The sequence below is a fragment of the Streptomonospora alba genome, assembly GCF_000826685.1.
Lineage (GTDB): Bacteria > Actinomycetota > Actinomycetes > Streptosporangiales > Streptosporangiaceae > Streptomonospora > Streptomonospora alba.
This window is the reverse complement of the sequence record NZ_JROO01000022.1, coordinates 1-15,378: the sequence shown is the minus strand read 5'-3', so window position 1 is coordinate 15,378 and position 15,378 is coordinate 1. Positions and strand designations below refer to the sequence as shown.

Annotated in this window: 13 protein-coding genes and 1 tRNA gene; 10 read left to right on the top strand and 4 right to left on the bottom strand. The window is 71.4% G+C overall.

Going from position 1 to position 15,378, the window contains the following annotated elements:
- Nucleotides 1-31 precede the first annotated feature (31 nt).
- The 7 genes from LP52_RS12270 to LP52_RS12240 all read left to right on the top strand — a co-directional run bounded on the left by LP52_RS12270 (nt 32) and on the right by LP52_RS12240 (nt 6,717).
- A complete protein-coding gene (locus tag LP52_RS12270; RefSeq protein WP_338011643.1) occupies nt 32-982 on the top strand; it encodes an ABC transporter substrate-binding protein in 951 nt (316 codons plus the stop codon).
- On the top strand, nt 979-1,830 hold the full coding sequence (locus LP52_RS12265; protein WP_084723143.1) for an ABC transporter permease: 852 nt from the start codon (nt 979-981) through the stop codon (nt 1,828-1,830). The genes LP52_RS12270 and LP52_RS12265 overlap by 4 nt, the downstream gene beginning before the upstream one ends.
- Before the next feature lie 62 nt (nt 1,831-1,892).
- Nucleotides 1,893-2,660 carry an ABC transporter permease gene (locus tag LP52_RS12260; protein ID WP_040273457.1) on the top strand — a complete coding sequence of 256 codons (768 nt, stop codon included), beginning with the start codon at nt 1,893-1,895 and terminating at the stop codon, nt 2,658-2,660.
- A 68-nt stretch (nt 2,661-2,728) separates the two neighbouring features.
- Entirely contained in the window at nt 2,729-3,532 is an 804-nt protein-coding gene (locus tag LP52_RS12255) for an ABC transporter ATP-binding protein (protein ID WP_040273410.1), read from the top strand.
- Nucleotides 3,533-3,710: 178 nt separating this feature from the next.
- Nucleotides 3,711-5,171, top strand: a complete 1,461-nt coding sequence (locus tag LP52_RS12250) for a benzaldehyde dehydrogenase (protein ID WP_040273408.1) — start codon at nt 3,711-3,713, stop codon at nt 5,169-5,171.
- Nucleotides 5,172-5,524: 353 nt separating this feature from the next.
- Nucleotides 5,525-6,217 carry a RibD family protein gene (locus LP52_RS12245; RefSeq protein WP_040273406.1) on the top strand — a complete coding sequence of 231 codons (693 nt, stop codon included), beginning with the start codon at nt 5,525-5,527 and terminating at the stop codon, nt 6,215-6,217.
- Nucleotides 6,214-6,717, top strand: coding sequence for a cytidine/deoxycytidylate deaminase family protein (locus tag LP52_RS12240; RefSeq protein WP_084723142.1), 504 nt, complete (start codon nt 6,214-6,216; stop codon nt 6,715-6,717). Before LP52_RS12245 ends, LP52_RS12240 begins: the two co-directional genes overlap by 4 nt.
- Before the next feature lie 57 nt (nt 6,718-6,774).
- On the opposite strand, the gene LP52_RS12235 is transcribed toward LP52_RS12240, so the two are convergent.
- From LP52_RS12235 to LP52_RS12225, 3 genes are all read right to left on the bottom strand, one after another.
- The gene (locus LP52_RS12235; RefSeq protein WP_040273404.1) at nt 6,775-9,291 is read right to left on the bottom strand and encodes a DEAD/DEAH box helicase; all 2,517 of its coding nucleotides are present in this window, start codon (nt 9,289-9,291) and stop codon (nt 6,775-6,777) included.
- Nucleotides 9,292-9,415: 124 nt separating this feature from the next.
- A complete protein-coding gene (locus LP52_RS12230; protein WP_040273402.1) occupies nt 9,416-10,387 on the bottom strand; it encodes an acetylxylan esterase in 972 nt (323 codons plus the stop codon).
- A 104-nt stretch (nt 10,388-10,491) separates the two neighbouring features.
- The gene (locus LP52_RS12225) at nt 10,492-11,481 is read right to left on the bottom strand and encodes a malate dehydrogenase (protein WP_040273400.1); all 990 of its coding nucleotides are present in this window, start codon (nt 11,479-11,481) and stop codon (nt 10,492-10,494) included.
- Between the two features lie 333 nt (nt 11,482-11,814).
- Here LP52_RS12225 and LP52_RS12220 point away from each other — a divergent pair.
- Together LP52_RS12220 and LP52_RS12215 are read left to right on the top strand one after the other, a co-directional pair.
- A tRNA-Ile gene (locus LP52_RS12220) sits at nt 11,815-11,888 on the top strand.
- Nucleotides 11,889-12,464: 576 nt separating this feature from the next.
- A complete protein-coding gene (locus tag LP52_RS12215; protein WP_202966101.1) occupies nt 12,465-13,118 on the top strand; it encodes a GAF and ANTAR domain-containing protein in 654 nt (217 codons plus the stop codon).
- 51 nt (nt 13,119-13,169) lie between these two features.
- Here LP52_RS12215 and idi read toward each other — a convergent pair whose 3' ends face one another.
- Nucleotides 13,170-13,736, bottom strand: coding sequence for an isopentenyl-diphosphate Delta-isomerase (gene idi, locus LP52_RS12210; protein WP_040273453.1), 567 nt, complete (start codon nt 13,734-13,736; stop codon nt 13,170-13,172).
- 553 nt (nt 13,737-14,289) lie between these two features.
- On the opposite strand from idi, the gene LP52_RS25760 reads away from it, so the two are divergent.
- The coding region (locus LP52_RS25760; protein WP_238580879.1) for a cellulose binding domain-containing protein at nt 14,290-15,378 on the top strand (1,089 nt) is incomplete at its 3' end.

The following is a 15,378-nucleotide window of genomic DNA, read 5'->3' as shown; positions in this document are numbered from 1 at the left end:
TTCACCCACCAGGAGACCCAACATGCGCCGGATGACTCTCCCCGTGGCCGCTGTGGTCACACTGCTCGCCAGCACAGCCTGCGGCGGTGGCCAGGAAGACGGCGGCGGCGACGGCGGCGGCAACCAGTCCATCAAGGTCGGAGCCATCCCCATCGTCGACGTCGCACCTCTGCACCTCGGTGTCGACAAGGGCATCTTCGAAAAGCACGGCATCGACATGGAGATCCAGAACACCACGGGCGGTGCCCAGGCCGTGCCCAGCGTCGTCTCGGGCGACTACGACTTCGCCTTCGGCAACATCACCTCGCTCATCGTCGGCCGCAGCAACGACCTGCCGCTGACGATCGTCGCCAACGGTGTGACCAGCACCGGCGAGCAGGGCGGCGACTTCGGCGGCGTCGTGGCGCCCGCGGACAGCGGCATCACCGACCCCAAGGACCTCGAGGACACCACCGTCGCCGTGAACAATCTGGAGAACATCGGCGACACCACCGTCCGCAACTCCATCCGCAAGGACGGCGGCGACTCCGACACCGTCGAGTTCGTCGAGCTGCCCTTCCCGGAGATGCCGGCCGCTCTGGAACGCGGCGACGTCGACGCCGCCTGGGTCGTCGAGCCGTTCCTGACCGCCACGCTCAACAACGGCGCCACCGAGGTCGCCTCGAACTTCGTCGACGCCGACCCCGACCTGTCGGTGGCCTACTACTTCACCACCGAGCAGATGATCAACGAGAACCCGGAGCTGGTGGACGACTTCACCGCCGCCATCAACGAGTCCCTCACCTACGCCCAGGACAACCCGGAGGAGGCCCGCAGCATCCTCGGCGAGTACACCGAGCTCGACTCCGAGGCCATCGACCAGATCCGCCTGCCGCGCTGGCCCACCGAGGACTACCAGGAGCCCGCCCAGTCCATCGCCGACCTGATGATGCACGACGGCGTCATCGAGTCGCAGCCCGACATGGACGCCCTGTTCCGATGAAGACCGATACCGCCGAGAATGCGCGTCCCCCCGCCCGTCCCTCCGGGGCGGGGGGACGCCCCCGCGTGCCGCGGCGCTCGCCCAACCGCGCCGTACTGGGGATCGTCGGAGTCGTCGGCTTCCTGCTGCTGTGGGAGGCGGTGCCGCGCATCGGCCTGATCCCCGCCCGCTTCCTCCCGCCGGCCTCGGAGGTGCTCGCCGCGCTCGGCGAGCGGCTGGTGCTACCCGAATTCTGGACCGCCGTCGGCGACACCGTCCTCACCTGGGGCATCGGCCTGGGCATCGCCTTCGCCGCCGCGTCGCTGCTCGGTTTCGCCGTGGGCTCGGTCCCCGTGCTGCGGGCCTTCACCCACTCCACGGTGGAGTTCCTGCGGCCCATCCCGTCGGTGGCGCTGATCCCGCTGGCGATCCTGCTCTACGGCACCGACATGGCCTCCACGCTGCTGCTGGTGGTCTACGCCGCGTTCTGGCAGATCTACATCCAGGTGCTCTACGGCGTCTCCGACATCGACCCGGTCGCCGAGCAGACCGCACGCTCCTACGGGCTGGGCCGGCTGTCGCGCCTGCGCTACATCGCCTGGCCCTCGGCCCTGCCCTACGTGCTGACAGGGCTGCGGCTGGGCGCGGCCGTCGCGCTCATCCTGACCATCACCGGACAGCTGATCATCGGCACACCCGGCCTGGGCCAGCAGATCTCCGTCGCCAAGAACAGCGACGCGACAGAACTGGTCTACGCACTCATCATCGCCACCGGCGCCCTCGGGGTCGCCGTCAACGTCGGCGTGCGGGCACTGGAGCGGCGGGCGCTGCGCTGGCACGCCTCGGTCCGCGGAGAGGAGATCGCGTGAGCGCCGCAAGCACCGACACACGCGACGCAGCGCGACGCCCCGGCGCCTCCGGCGCCAGCCGGATCGCGTTGCGCGCCCTGCACCTCCTGCTGCTTCCCCTGGTGCTCATCGGCGCGTGGTGGCTCGCCAGCGCGGTGACGGGCCTGTACTACCTGCCCACCCCCGGCGAGATCGCCGCGACCTTCGTCGAGGTCTGGGGCGCCGAGCGGCTGGCGGCCGATGTGCTTCCCAGCATCGGGCGCCTGATCGGCGGATTCACCCTGGGCAGCGTCCTGGGCGTCGCCCTGGGCGTCGTGCTCGGGCTCTCCGCCCGCCTGCGGGCCGTGCTCGAACCCGTTCTGGAGTTCTTCCGCGCGATCCCGCCGCCGGTGCTGGTCCCGCTGCTGATGCTGTTCATGGGCGTCAATACGACGATGAAGCTCGCCGTGATCGTCTCCGGCTGCATCTGGCCCATCCTGCTCAACACCATCGAAGGCGTGCGGGCCGTCGACCCGGTGCTGATCGACACCTGCCGCTGCTACGGCGTCCGGGGTCGGCGCTGGCTGACCACGCTGGTGCTGCGCTCGGCCAGCCCGCAGATCATGGCGGGCATGCGCCAGGGCCTGTCGATCGCGATCATCCTCATGGTGATCAGCGAGATGTTCGCCAGCAGCAGCGGACTGGGCTACACGATCATCCAGTTCCAGCGCAGCTTCGCCATCCCGGAGATGTGGAGCGGCATCCTGCTTCTCGGCCTGCTCGGCTTCGGGCTCTCCGTACTGTTCGGCCTCGCCGAACGCCGCGTGCTGTACTGGTACAACGGCGTGCGCGCAGCGGCGCGCGGGGAGTGAGCGAGATTATGGCGACCACACCGACCGCAACGGCACCCGAGACCACCGCCCCGCATAAGAAGGCCCCGATGCTCGACGTCACCGGACTGCAGAAGATCTACCCAGGCCAGCAGGGTGAGGTCGAGGCGCTGCGCGACCTCACCTTCGACCTCGGCGAGGGAGAGCTGGCCTGCCTCGTCGGTCCCTCCGGCTGCGGCAAGACGACGCTGCTCAAGTGCATCGCCGGACTGATGCGTCCCAGCTCCGGCAGTGTCGTGCTGGCCGGGACCTCGGTGACCGGGCCCCCGCCGGACATGGCCGTCGTCTTCCAGGAGTACGGCCGCAGCCTGTTCCCGTGGCTGCGCGTGCGCGACAACGTCGAGCTGCCGCTCAAGGAGAAGAAGCTGCCCAAGCAGCGCCGCCGCGAGCTCAGCGACGAGGCGCTGGACGCCGTGGGCCTGCTCAAGTCGGCCGACGCCTACCCCTGGCAGCTCTCCGGCGGCATGCAGCAGCGTGTCGCCATCGCACGGGCCATCGCCTACGAGCCCCGCGTGCTGCTGATGGACGAGCCCTTCGCCGCGGTCGACGCCCAGACCCGGGCGGACCTGGAGGACCTCATCCGCACGCTGTGGAAGCGGTTCTCCATGACCGTCCTGTTCGTCACCCACGACATCGACGAGGCCGTCTACCTGGGCGAGCGCGTCCTGGTGATGTCGTCCTCGCCGACGATCATCCAGGACGACGTGACCATCGACCTGCCCGACGAGCGCGACCAGATCAACACCCGCGGCGAGCACCGCTTCGCCGAGCTGCGCACGCGCATCTACGCCGAGATCCGCAACGCATCGCAGTCCGCGACCGCCCAGCCGCAGGAAGCGGGCAAGGCCCACTAGCGCCCGTTGCGGCGCGGCGTGCGAAGCGCGGCGGGCCGGGCGCTGCACACGACCACGGCGGGCGCCGGGCGCCGGAGGCGCGGCGGCGCCCGCCGATTCGACCACAGCGGGCGGAGCGGCGGTGCGCCGCCCGCGCCCCCTTCCGGCCCTCCCCACCTTCGACGCCCGAGGAGCGACCATGACACTGCTCAACGACCGCGAGTGGCGCGGCAACATCTTCACCGGCGCATGGCGGCCCGCCCAGGGCGGCACCGCCCCGGTCACCTCGCCCACCACCGGCAGCGAGCTGGGCCTGATCGGCTCGGCCGGGGCCGCCGACGTCACCGATGCCGCCGAGCGCGCCGCCAAGGCCCAGAAGGACTGGGCGGCCCGCTCCTTCGAGGAGCGCGCCGCAGTGCTGCGGCGGGCCGGCGCGGAATTCGAGGACAAGGCCGACGAGATCGCCTCCTGGCTGCGCGCGGAGGCCGGGTCGGCGGCGGGCAAGGCCGGCTTCGAGGTCCACCTGGCCGTGACCGAGGCCTACGAGTCCGCGGCGCTGGCCTCCCAGCCCACCGGCGAGGTGCTGCGCAGCGCCCAGCCGCGGCTGAGCCTGGCGCGCCGCGTTCCGGTGGGGGGCATCGGCGTCATCGCGCCCTTCAACTTCCCGCTGATCCTGGGCATGCGCTCGGTCGCCCCGGCGCTGGCCCTGGGCAACGCCGTCGTGCTCAAGCCCGACCCGCGCACCGCGGTCTCGGGCGGCGCCGTGATCGCCGAGGTCTTCCGCGAAGCCGGCCTGCCCGAGGGGGTGCTGCAGGTGCTGCCCGGCGGCACCGAGGCCGGCTCGCAGCTCGTGGCCGACCCCAACGTCGCCGTCATCTCTTTCACCGGCTCCACCGCCGCGGGCCGCAAGGTCGGCGAGGCCGCCGGGCGCCACCTCAAGCGCGCCCACCTGGAGCTGGGCGGCAACTCGCCGCTGATCGTGCTCGACGACGCCGACGTCGACCGCGCCGCCTCGGTGGGCGCCTGGGGTTCGTTCCTGCACCAGGGCCAGATCTGCATGACCACAGGGCGCCACCTGGTGCACGAGTCGCTGGCCGAGGCCTATGTGGACAAGCTGGCCGCCAAGGCCGACGCGCTCACCGTGGGCGATCCCGACCAGGAGGGCGTCGCGCTGGGCCCGATCATCGACATCGGCCAGCGCGACCGCGTCCACGACCTGGTCACCCGCAGCGTCGAGGCAGGAGCCACGGTGCGCGCCGGCGGCACCTACGACGCCCAGTTCTACCGCCCGACCGTGCTGGAGAGGGTCACCGCCGGCACCCCGGCCTTCGAGGAGGAGGTCTTCGGCCCGGTGGCGCCGGTCATCACCTTCTCCACCCTCGACGAGGCCGCCGAGATCGCCGCCGCCGGCGACTACGGCCTGTCGCTGGGAATCCTCACCGGCAACCCCATGCGCGGAATGGAGCTCGCCGACCGGATCCCCAGCGGCATCGTGCACATCAACGACCAGACGGTCGACGACGAGGCCGTGGCCCCCTTCGGCGGTGTGGGCGCCTCGGGCACCGGTGCCCGCTTCGGCGGCACCCGCGCCAACCTGGAGGCCTTCACCGAGACCCAGTGGGTCACCATGCAGAGCGAGATCCAGCGGTACCCGTTCTAGTCCCGCGCACGAGCGCACCGGATGCCATACGGCCCCGGCCGACCGCCGTCCCCGGTCGCCGGGGCCGTGTGCTGTCCAGCGTGCGGCGCCGCCGCGCCGGTATCGACGGCGGCTGCCCGTAAGGTGATCCCGCACAGGCCGTGCACCGGCCATCGGACGCCTCCCGAGGAGCATGGTGACGACCGGGCGGCGGACGATCGCCGTCGTACGCGTCGTCTGGATCCACCGAGCCCACTCCACCGGCGCGTCGGATGCGGACGGCCGGTGTGTGATCTTCGTGACCGGCTGTGTCTTCGCAGGTGGGGGCGGAGGCTGTGCGAGGGCGCGGGTGCGGCGGGCGCTAAGCTGGCGGCATGTCCCGCCCCTACACCTTGCTCAGCTGCGCGATGTCGCTCGACGGGCGCATCGACGACGCCGGGCCCGAGCGCCTCCGGCTGTCCTCGTCGGAGGACTTCGACGAGGTCGACGAGCTGCGGGCGGGCTGCGACGCCATTCTCGTGGGGGCGGGTACCGTCCGCGCCGACGACCCGCGGCTGCTCGTGCGCTCGCCGGAGCGGCGCTCGCGGCGGCTCGCCCAAGGGCGCACCGCCGATCTGGTCAAGGTCGTGCTCAGCGAGCACGGCGGAATCGATCCGTCGGCGCGGGTGTTCACCACCGGCGACGCCGCCAAACTGGTCTACGTCGGCACCGACGCGCACCCCGCCGCCGTGCGGCGCTTCGCCGAGGCGGGCGGCGGTGTGGAGGTCGTCGAGGCCGGGCGCGAACTCGGCCCGATCCTCACCGACCTCGCCGCCCGCGGCGTCGAACGGCTGCTGGTCGAAGGCGGCACCGGCGTGCACACCCGGTTCCTGACCGCCGGGCTCGCCGACGAACTGCGGCTGGCCGTCGCCCCCTTCTTCGTCGGCCAGGCCGACGCACCGCCCTTCGTGGGGCCGGGCGCCTTCGCCGACGGCCCCGACAATCCGATGCGGCTCGCCGAGACGCGCGCCCTCGGCGGCATGGCGATCCTGCGATACCTGCCCCAGACCCCGGAGTCCCGCCGATGAAGTCGTCCGCCTCCCCGCCCGAAACCGATCGCACCCCCGGTACCGGGCCCCGGCCCAGCGACGCCGACCGCCACTGGCTGCGCGCGGCCGTCGCGCTCTCGCGCCGGTGCCCGCCGTCCACGACCGCGTTCTCCGTGGGCGCGATCGTCGTGGACGCCTGGGGCGCGGTCCTGGCCGAGGGCTATTCGCGGCGCGACGACCCGCTGGACCACGCCGAGGAGACCGCGCTGCGCTCACTGGCCCCCGAGGACCCGCGACTGGTCTCGGCGACCCTCTACAGCTCCTTGGAGCCCTGCACGGAGCGGACCTCCCGGCCCAGTACGTGCACCGACCTCATCCTGGCCACGCCCATCCCGCGCGTGGTGATCGCCTGGCGCGAGCCGGAGCTCTTCGTCGACGCCGAGGGCGTGGAGCGGCTGCGCCGCGCCGGCCGCACGGTCGTGGAGGACACCGCCCTGGCAGAGGAGGCGCGGGCGGTCAACGCCGACCTGCTGGACTGAGGACGTCGTCGGGTCTGGCACACAGGGGCGGGGGCCGCGGTGCCTGCCGGGAAGCGGCTACAGCCGGTTGACGTCGGTGACGCGGACGACGGCGTGGCCGGCCTCGTCGGAGGCGGTGAGGTCGACGTCGGCGCTGATGCCCCAGTCGCGGTCGCCGGCGGGGTCGTGGAAGATCTGGCGGATCTGCCACGTATCACGGTGCTCCTCGATGAGCAGCATGCCCGGATTGCGGGCGTCGGGGCCGATGCCGAGCTCGTCGTGCTCGTCGAAGTAGTCCTCCATGGCGGCTTCCCACGCCTCGGCGTCCCAGCCGTCCTCGCTGTCGAGCTCGCCCAGCTCGCGGTAGCGGCCCAGCGCAGCCAGCTCCACGCGACGGAACATCGCATTGCGCACCAGGACCCGGAACGCCCGGGGATTGGCGGTGACCGGCTTGACACGCTCCTCGGCCGCGTCCGCCTCGGCGGTCTCCTCGTCGCCGGGGTTGGTCAGCTGCTCCCACTCGTCGAGCAGGCTGGAGTCGACCTGGCGCACGAGCTCGCCCAGCCACTCGATGATGTCGCGCAGATCCTCGGTCTTGGCGTCTTCGGGCACCATCTGGCTCAGTGCCTTGTAGGCGCTGGCGAGGTAGCGCAGGACCAGCCCCTCCGAGCGCGCCAGGTCGTAGTGGCCGACGTACTCGGTGAAGGTCATCGCCCGCTCGGAGAGGTCGCGGGCCACCGATTTGGGACGCAGCGGGTGATCGCCCACCCAGGGGTGGCCGCGCCGGTAGACCTCGTAGGCGTGGTCGAGCAGCTCCTCCAGCGGCTTGGGGTAGTCGATCTCCTCCAACCGCTCCATGCGGTCCTCGTACTCGACGCCGTCGGCCTTCATCTGCGCCACGGCCTCGCCCCGGGCCTTGTTCAGCTGGGCGCCGAGGATCTGGCGGGGGTCGTCCAGGATGGACTCGACCACGGTCAGAACGTCGAGCGGGTAGGTGGGGGAGGCCGGGTCGAGCAGCTCCAGCGCCGCCAGCGCGAACGTCGACAGCGGCTGGTTCAGCGCGAAGTCGGGCTGGAGGTCGACGGTCAGGCGGGCGACGCGGCCGTTCTCGTCGGGCTCCTCCAGGCGCTCCACGATCCCGCCGTCGATCAGTGAGCGGTAGATGGCGATGGCCTCGCTGATGTGGCGGCGCTGGCTCGCGCGGTCCTCGTGGTTGTCGGTCAGCAGGTGGCGCATGCCCGCGAAGCAGTCGCCGGGCCGGGCCAGGACGCTCAACAGCATCGCGTTGCTGACCTTGAACCGCGACTTCAGCGGCTCGGGCTCGGAGGCGACCAGCTTCTCGAAGGTGTTGCGGTCCCAACCGACGAAGCCCTCGGGCGCCTTCTTGCGCACGACCTTGCGGCGCTTCTTGGGATCGTCGCCGACCTTGGCCAGCGCCTTCTCGTTCTCGATGACGTACTCGGGGGCCTGCACGACCACGTTGCCCACGGTGTCGAAACCGGCGCGCCCGGCGCGCCCGGCGATCTGGTGGAACTCGCGGGCGCCCAGCCGCCGCACGCGCGATCCGTCGTACTTGCTCAGGGCGGTGAACAGGACGGTGCGGATGGGGACGTTGACTCCCACGCCCAGGGTGTCGGTGCCGCAGATGACCTTGAGCAGGCCGGCCTGAGCGAGGCGCTCGACCAGGCGCCGGTACTTGGGCAGCATGCCGGCGTGGTGCACGCCGATGCCGTGCCGCACGTAACGCGAGAGGTTGCGCCCGAACTTGGTGGTGAAGCGGAAATTGCCGATCTCCTTGGCGATCGCGTCCTTCTCCGCCCGCGAGCACATGTTGATGCTGGTCAGGGACTGGGCGCGCTCGACCGCCTGTGCCTGGGTGAAGTGCACGATGTACACGGGCGACTCGTGTGTTTCGAGCAGTTCCTCGAGGGTCTCGTGCAGCGGGGTCGTGCGGTAGGAGTAGTACAGCGGCACGGGCCGCTCAGCGGAGCTGACCACGGTGGTGGAGCGGCCGGTGCGGCGGGTGAGGTCGTCCTCGAACCGGCTGACGTCGCCCAGGGTGGCCGACATCAGCAGGAACTGCACCTGCGGCAGCTCCAGGAGCGGCACCTGCCAGGCCCAGCCCCGGTCGGGCTCGCCGTAGAAGTGGAACTCGTCCATGACCACGGTGCCGATGTCGGCGGCGGCGCCGTCGCGCAGCGCGATCTGGGCCAGGACCTCGGCCGTGCAGCACACGATGGGGGCGTCGGCGTTCACGCTGGCGTCGCCGGTCATCATGCCGACGTTGTCGGTGCCGAAGATCGAGCACAGCTCGAAGAACCTCTCCGAGACCAGGGCCTTGATGGGCGCGGTGTAGAACGCGCACTCGTCGCGGCCGAGCGCGGCGAACAGCGCGCCGGAGGCGACCAGGCTCTTGCCGGAGCCGGTAGGGGTGCTCAGGATGACGTTGGAGCCCGACACCACCTCGATGAGGGCTTCTTCCTGGTGCTGGTACAGGGTGAGCCCGCGCTCCTCGGCCCATGAAGCGAACGCCTCGAAGAGGGAGTCGGGTTCGGGGCGGGCGGGAAGCTGATCGATGAGACTCACGTATTCCATACTGCCTGCTCCCGGTGACCGTCCGGGCCACTCGTCCACAGGCGGCGCGCTGACGCGGCCGCCCTCGGGCGCCGCCCCGCCCCGCCCCCGCCCGCGGGCCGGTTCCCGCGGGCGGGGGCGGCGCTCACCCCAGGTGCTCGGCCAGGAAGGCCAGATTCCGCTCGACCGCGAACACGCCGCCGCCCTCGTGGTTGTTGAACTGCCAAAGCCGCATCCGCTTGGGGCCGGCATAGGCGTTGTAGACCGCGTAGCACGTGGAGGGCGGTGTGACGGGGTCCATCCCCGCGGCGCTGAACGCCGCCGGAGCGGTGGCGCGCGAGGCGAAGTTCAGGGCGTCGGTGTAGGAAAGCGTGGCGAAGACCCGCTCGGCGCTGTCGCGGTGCGCGCGGCAGTACTCGGCGATCTCCAGGTAGGGCCCCTCCGCGGCCACCTCGACCGCCCGCCGGAAGTGGGACAGGAACGGCACGTCGGCGATGACGGCGGCCACGCCCGGCGCCAGCGCGCCCGCCGCCACGGCGAGCCCGCCGCCCTGGCTGCTGCCCGCCACGGCCACGCGGTCGGGATCGACGCTGTCGAGCGTGCGGGCGGCAGCCACCGCGCGCACGGCATCGGTGACAACCCGGCGGTAGTAGTAGCGGCGCGGGTCCAGGACGCCCTTGGTCATGAAGCCCGGCCGGTGCGGGTGCGGGGAGTCCTCGGGGTCGGGGGTGTCACCGGTTCCCCTCTCGTTGGTGCCCTGCCCGCGGACGTCCATCACCAGCTGGGCGTAGCCGCACGACGCGTACTCCAGTGCGTCCAGCGGGCTGGAGCGCCCGCTGCCGTAGCCGGGAAAGCGCACCACGCAGGGCAGCCGGCCGCTGCGTTGCCGGGGGAGTACCAGCCAGGCCTTGACCGGGTGCCCGCCGTAGCCGGCGAACCCGACGTCGGCGACCTCCAGGGTCGTCAGCGGGCTGGCGTGCGGCAGGACCACGGCGGAGGAGTCGTGGCGGGCGGCCTCGTCGAGGGTCTGTGCCCAGAAGTCGTCGAAGTCGGCGGGGGCAGTGGGGGCGGCGCGGTAGTGCGGGAGTTCCTCGAAAGGGAGGTCGGTTCGCGGCATGTGCGACATCGTAGGCAACCGTGACCGGCGCACGAAGGGTGCGGCACCCCGAAAGGGCGCCGCACCCGAAGACGCGCGTGTGCGTCGGCAGCCGGAAGGGGCGGTCAGACCAGGCCGAGCTTGCGGACGGTGTCGCGCTCCTCGGCGAGTTCCTGGACGGAGGCGTCGATGCGCTCGCGGGAGAACGGACCGTTCTCCAGGTTCTGCACGATCTCCCACCGGCCGCCGCGGGAGACGGCGGGGAAGGAGGAGATGAGGCCCTCCGGGACGCCGTAGGAGCCGTCGGAGGGGAAGGCCGCGGAGGTCCAGTCGCCCTCGGGCGTGCCGTTGACCCAGTCGTAGACGTGGTCGATGGCGGCGTTGGCGGCCGATGCGGCGGAGGAAGCGCCGCGGGCCTCGATGATGGCGGCGCCGCGCTTGGCCACGGTCGGGATGAACTCGTCGCGCAGCCAGGCCTCGTCGCCGATCCGCTGGGCGGCGTTGGCGCCGTCGACCTCGGCGTGGAAGATGTCGGGGTACTGCGTCGCCGAGTGGTTGCCCCAGATCGTCAGCTTCTTGATGTCGGTGACCGGCGCCCCGACCTTCTTGGCGAGCTGGGTGAGCGCCCGGTTGTGGTCCAGGCGGGTCATGGCGTTGAAGCGGTCGGCCGGCACGTCGGGCGCGTGGGACTGGGCGATCAGCGCGTTGGTGTTGGCGGGGTTGCCCACCACCAGGACCCGGATGTCGTCGGCGGCACCGGCGTTGATCGCCTCGCCCTGGGGCTTGAAGATGCCGCCGTTGGCCTCCAGCAGGTCGCCGCGCTCCATGCCCTGGCTGCGCGGACGCGCGCCCACCAGCAGGGCGACGTTGGCGCCCTCGAACGCCTGGCGCGCGTCGTCGAAGATGTCGATCCCCTTCAGCAGCGGGAACGCGCAGTCGTCCAGTTCCATCGCCGTGCCCTCGGCGGCGGTGACGGCCTGGGGGATCTCCAGCAGCCGCAGCTTGACGGGCGTATCGGGACCCAGAAGCTGGCCCGAGGCGATGCGGAACAGCAGCGCGTAGCCGATCTGGCCGGCTGCCCCGGTGACGGTGACGTTGACAGGTACTTGGGCCATGACCTTCTTCTCCTGAGACGTTTGTGCGACCGGCGATGCTATCCACGGCCCCGCGGCCTTCCGGCGTCCGCCCCCGCACGCGGCACCCCGCCGGCGCTGCCGAACGGCGCCGCGAAACCCCACCCTAGCCGTGCCGCCGTGCGTACCCGCTCCCCGCCCCACCTGCGTGTGCGGTCCGCTTGGGGGCGGTGACGGCGCGGGCGTCCGGTGGCGCTCTTCCCAGCGGGTTTCCGGCAGAATGGGAGACGCGGGGGGTGCTGTTAAGATTACGGCGTTCCCGACCGAGCACCCCGGCCGGGCAGCCATCGGCGGGACTCATTCCCGCCCCGTGGCGGGGCGGTAGCTCAGCTGGTTAGAGCAGAGGACTCATAATCCTTGGGTCGCGGGTTCGAGCCCCGCCCGCCCTACGCGTCCTGAGCATGAAAAAGTGCCGCTGACCTGCGTAAAGCAGGCAGCGACGCTGTCGTACGCGCCAAGCCCGTGACGTCGGCAGGGCCCCTCGTTCCGGTCGGACGCCGCGGGTGCTTGATGCACCGAGGCCGTCTGTCCTGTGTTCCCCGGTGCGGCCGGGTTCTTTCGCAGCGCCCCTCTCGGGGCCGTTGGCCGTCGGGGGCCGTGTCCGGGAGCGCCGACGCGCTGCCGCACCTCGTGAGCGACGCCGCTCCGGCACGCGGCGTGGTGGTCACCGCGTCCTTCGCCGCCGCGGCGGGACCCGGGGGGAACGTGAGGACGGGCCACTTCCGGGGCAGCGGGGTATACGACGGCTGCATCGGGACCGGGGCGCCGATCGTCCGAAGCCGCAGGCGGTCGCCGCACGGCGGCGGCGGTTCCACTGCCGCGTGGGGCGCCGGGCGCACGCCGAGCAGGGCGGCCCGGCCGGGATGCGGGCTTTGCGGTAGGCCGCGGGAGTGAGGGGGAGACGGCTCATGTCGGAGAGGGGAGACCCAGCGATGCCGGGAGCCCACCCGCGAATATTCGCCGATATGGCACGGGAGCTGTTCGCCCGGGACTCCGTAGAGGATGTCCTCGACCGGATCGCGGCCATGGCGGTCGAGTGGATCGAGGGCTGCGACGAGGCCGGCATCCTGATGATCGACCGGCGCAAGCACGAGTTCTACACCCCCGCCGCCACGGCGGATCTCGTCCACGAATCCGACCGCGCCCAGGCCGAATGCGACGAAGGGCCGTGCCTGGACGCCTCACGCCACGAGCAGTCCTTCCGTGTCGACGACATGGCCGAGGACCCGCGCTGGCCCTGCTACCGCCCGCGCGCGGTCGAGTTGGGAGTCGGCTCGATGCTCGGGTTCGAGCTCTACACCCGCGACGAACATCTGGGTGCACTCGACCTTTATTCGTACCGCCCTCGCGCCTTCGGCGAGGATGCCCCTGAATTAGGCTGGGTCTTCGCGTCCCACGCTGCGCTGGCCATCGCCGGAGCCCAGCGCGAGGCGACCCTGCGGGAGGGCTACGCCACGCGTGAGGAGATCGGCGAGGCGATCGGGATCGTCATGGAGCGTCGGCGGATCACCAAAGACCAGGCGTTCGAGCTGATCAAGACCACCTCGATGAACACCAACACCAAGGTGCGCGACGTCGCGCGCAACATCGCCCGCACGGGCGAGATCCCCGGCGGATGAGCCTCGGCCGCAGCCACCGCCGCGCCGCGCGGTCAGTGGAGGCCTCCGTGCTCAGTCCTGGTCGGCATCGAGCATGGGGATTTGGCGGGCCGCCCACGGGCTGATCGCCCACGGTGCGCGCCGGGCGACGGCCGCGAAGTCCTCCCAGTCGACCCACTGCCACTCCGCCACCTCGGCGGGAGCGGGCTGCGGGTTCACATCGCGCGTGGTGGCTCGGTAGACCGGGCAGAACTCGTTCTCCACGATCCCCGATGCGTCCGTGGCCCGGTAGGCGAACTCCGGCAGCAGCACGGCGACACTCTCGATGCCGATCCCCAGTTCCTGGCGGGCCCGCCGGCGCAGGGCCTGCTCCATGGGCTCGTCGGGGCCCGGGTGCCCGCAGAAGGAGTTGGTCCACACCCCGGGCCAGGCGGCCTTGTCCAACGCTCGGCGCGTGACCAGCAGCCTGCCGCCGGCATCGAACACGTAGCAGGAGAACGCGAGATGGAGCGGTGTGTGCGGGCCGTGCACCAGGCGCTTGTCCGCCGTCCCCGTGGGGCGGTTGCCGCTGTCGAGCAGCACCACGCGCTCTCGTGCCGGCGAGTCGGCGCCTTCCGCGGAGCCTGTTGTGCCCGGCACGTGCCCTCCCCGGAACTCGAAGATCATTCCCGGGGAACGTACCACCGGGCGAAGTGCGGCGCGGAGCTTTCCGGCACGGCTGTGGCGGGCGGCGCGCGGCGACCGGGCCGGAGCCTCTCCGCTCGGGGCGGTCGCGCCTGGCTTCCGCGGGTACGCGGCGCGGAGCGCATCGGCACCCCACGTCCCGCATCCGTAGGATTACCGGTCCTTTTCCGGTCGGATTCCACGCGCGCAGGTCAGAAAGCCGCGGTAATCGGATAGGTGTCGAATTCGCGTCGAACGCCCATCCGGAGATTGACATCCGCCAGATCCGGTGCGTAATATTTTAGATACATGGAAAGCGCTTTCCATGTATGGTGCGCAATGGAATGCGGAGTTCGGGCCACGGCGCGTCCGACGTGCCCGGTCCGGAACCCGTGCATCCGTCGCGCTTTCGCCGCCCACGGATTTCCGTGTGTCCGCGGCCGGGTGTGTCCGCCGCCGCGATTCCCCCAGGCGGGCCGATGAGCGGCCCGCCATCGCGGCGGCGGCGAACCGAGGAGGTAATCCCGAAATGCCGCATCCCCCAATGCACGGCGGAGGGCTCCGGCCGTCCTTGCGCGGACTGGCCGCCGGCTGCGCCCTGGCCCTGGGCTCGGCCGTGCTCGCCACCGCCGCTCCGGCCGGCGCAGCCGCAGGCTGCGAGGTCGATTACACCGTAAACGAGTGGAACTCCGGTTTCGTCGCCGACGTGCAGATCACCAATCTGGGCGACTCCGTCGACGGGTGGGCGCTGGAATGGGAATTCCCCGGCGACCAGCAGGTCACCGGGGCGTGGAGTGCCGAGATCGACCAGTCCGGCTCCGCCGTCACCGCCGAGAACGTCTCCTACAACGCCGGCATCGCCTCAGGCGATACCGTCTCCTTCGGCTTCCAGGCCACCCAGTCCGGTCAGAGCGCCGCACCGGAGTCCTTCACCCTCAACGGCACCGTCTGCGACGGCAGTACCGGAGGTGACGACGGCGGCGGCGACGACGGCGGAGGTGATGACGGCGGCGGCGACGGCGGCGACCCGCAGCCCTCGACCGACCTGGAAGGCTGGGCCACGCAGAACGGCGGCACCACCGGCGGCGCCGGCGGCGAGACCGTCACCGTCAGCAGCGCCGGGGCCCTCCTCGACGCGATGCAGAGCAGCGGGCCCACCGTGGTGCGCCTGGAGGGCGGCGTCGACCTCTCCGGCATGAACGACGTGGCCTCGGACAAGACCCTCATCGGCGTCGGATCCGACGCCTCCGTCACCGGGGGCGGGTTCGACCTCGACGGTGTCAGCAACGTGGTCATCCGCAACATCAACTTCGACGGTTGGGACGACGACGCGATCAACGTCCAGGAGAGCACCACCAACGTCTGGATCGACCACAACAGCTTCGGAACCGGCAGCGACGGCGCCGTGGACATCAAGCGCGAATCCGACTTCATCACGGTCTCGTGGAACTACGCGCGCGACCACGACCACGTGATGCTGCTGGGCCACTCCGACAGCCATACCGAAGACCAGGGCCACCTGCGGGTGTCCTACCACCACAACCACTTCCAGAACACCCACAGCCGCCACCCGCGCGTGCGGTTCGGCGAGCCGGTCCACGTCTACAACAACTACTAC

What these genes read in the sequence shown, in the direction of transcription:
- LP52_RS12270 (WP_338011643.1), top strand. Translation starts at nt 32, where the DNA reads ATGACTCTCCCCGTGGCCGCTGTGGTCACACTGCTCGCCAGCACAGCC.
- LP52_RS12265 (WP_084723143.1), top strand. Translation starts at nt 979, where the DNA reads ATGAAGACCGATACCGCCGAGAATGCGCGTCCCCCCGCCCGTCCCTCC.
- LP52_RS12255 (WP_040273410.1), top strand. Translation starts at nt 2,729, where the DNA reads ATGCTCGACGTCACCGGACTGCAGAAGATCTACCCAGGCCAGCAGGGT.
- LP52_RS12250 (WP_040273408.1), top strand. Translation starts at nt 3,711, where the DNA reads ATGACACTGCTCAACGACCGCGAGTGGCGCGGCAACATCTTCACCGGC.
- LP52_RS12245 (WP_040273406.1), top strand. Translation starts at nt 5,525, where the DNA reads ATGTCCCGCCCCTACACCTTGCTCAGCTGCGCGATGTCGCTCGACGGG.
- LP52_RS12240 (WP_084723142.1), top strand. Translation starts at nt 6,214, where the DNA reads ATGAAGTCGTCCGCCTCCCCGCCCGAAACCGATCGCACCCCCGGTACC.
- LP52_RS12235 (WP_040273404.1), bottom strand. Translation starts at nt 9,291, where the DNA reads ATGGAATACGTGAGTCTCATCGATCAGCTTCCCGCCCGCCCCGAACCC.
- LP52_RS12230 (WP_040273402.1), bottom strand. Translation starts at nt 10,387, where the DNA reads ATGCCGCGAACCGACCTCCCTTTCGAGGAACTCCCGCACTACCGCGCC.
- LP52_RS12225 (WP_040273400.1), bottom strand. Translation starts at nt 11,481, where the DNA reads ATGGCCCAAGTACCTGTCAACGTCACCGTCACCGGGGCAGCCGGCCAG.
- LP52_RS12215 (WP_202966101.1), top strand. Translation starts at nt 12,465, where the DNA reads ATGGCACGGGAGCTGTTCGCCCGGGACTCCGTAGAGGATGTCCTCGAC.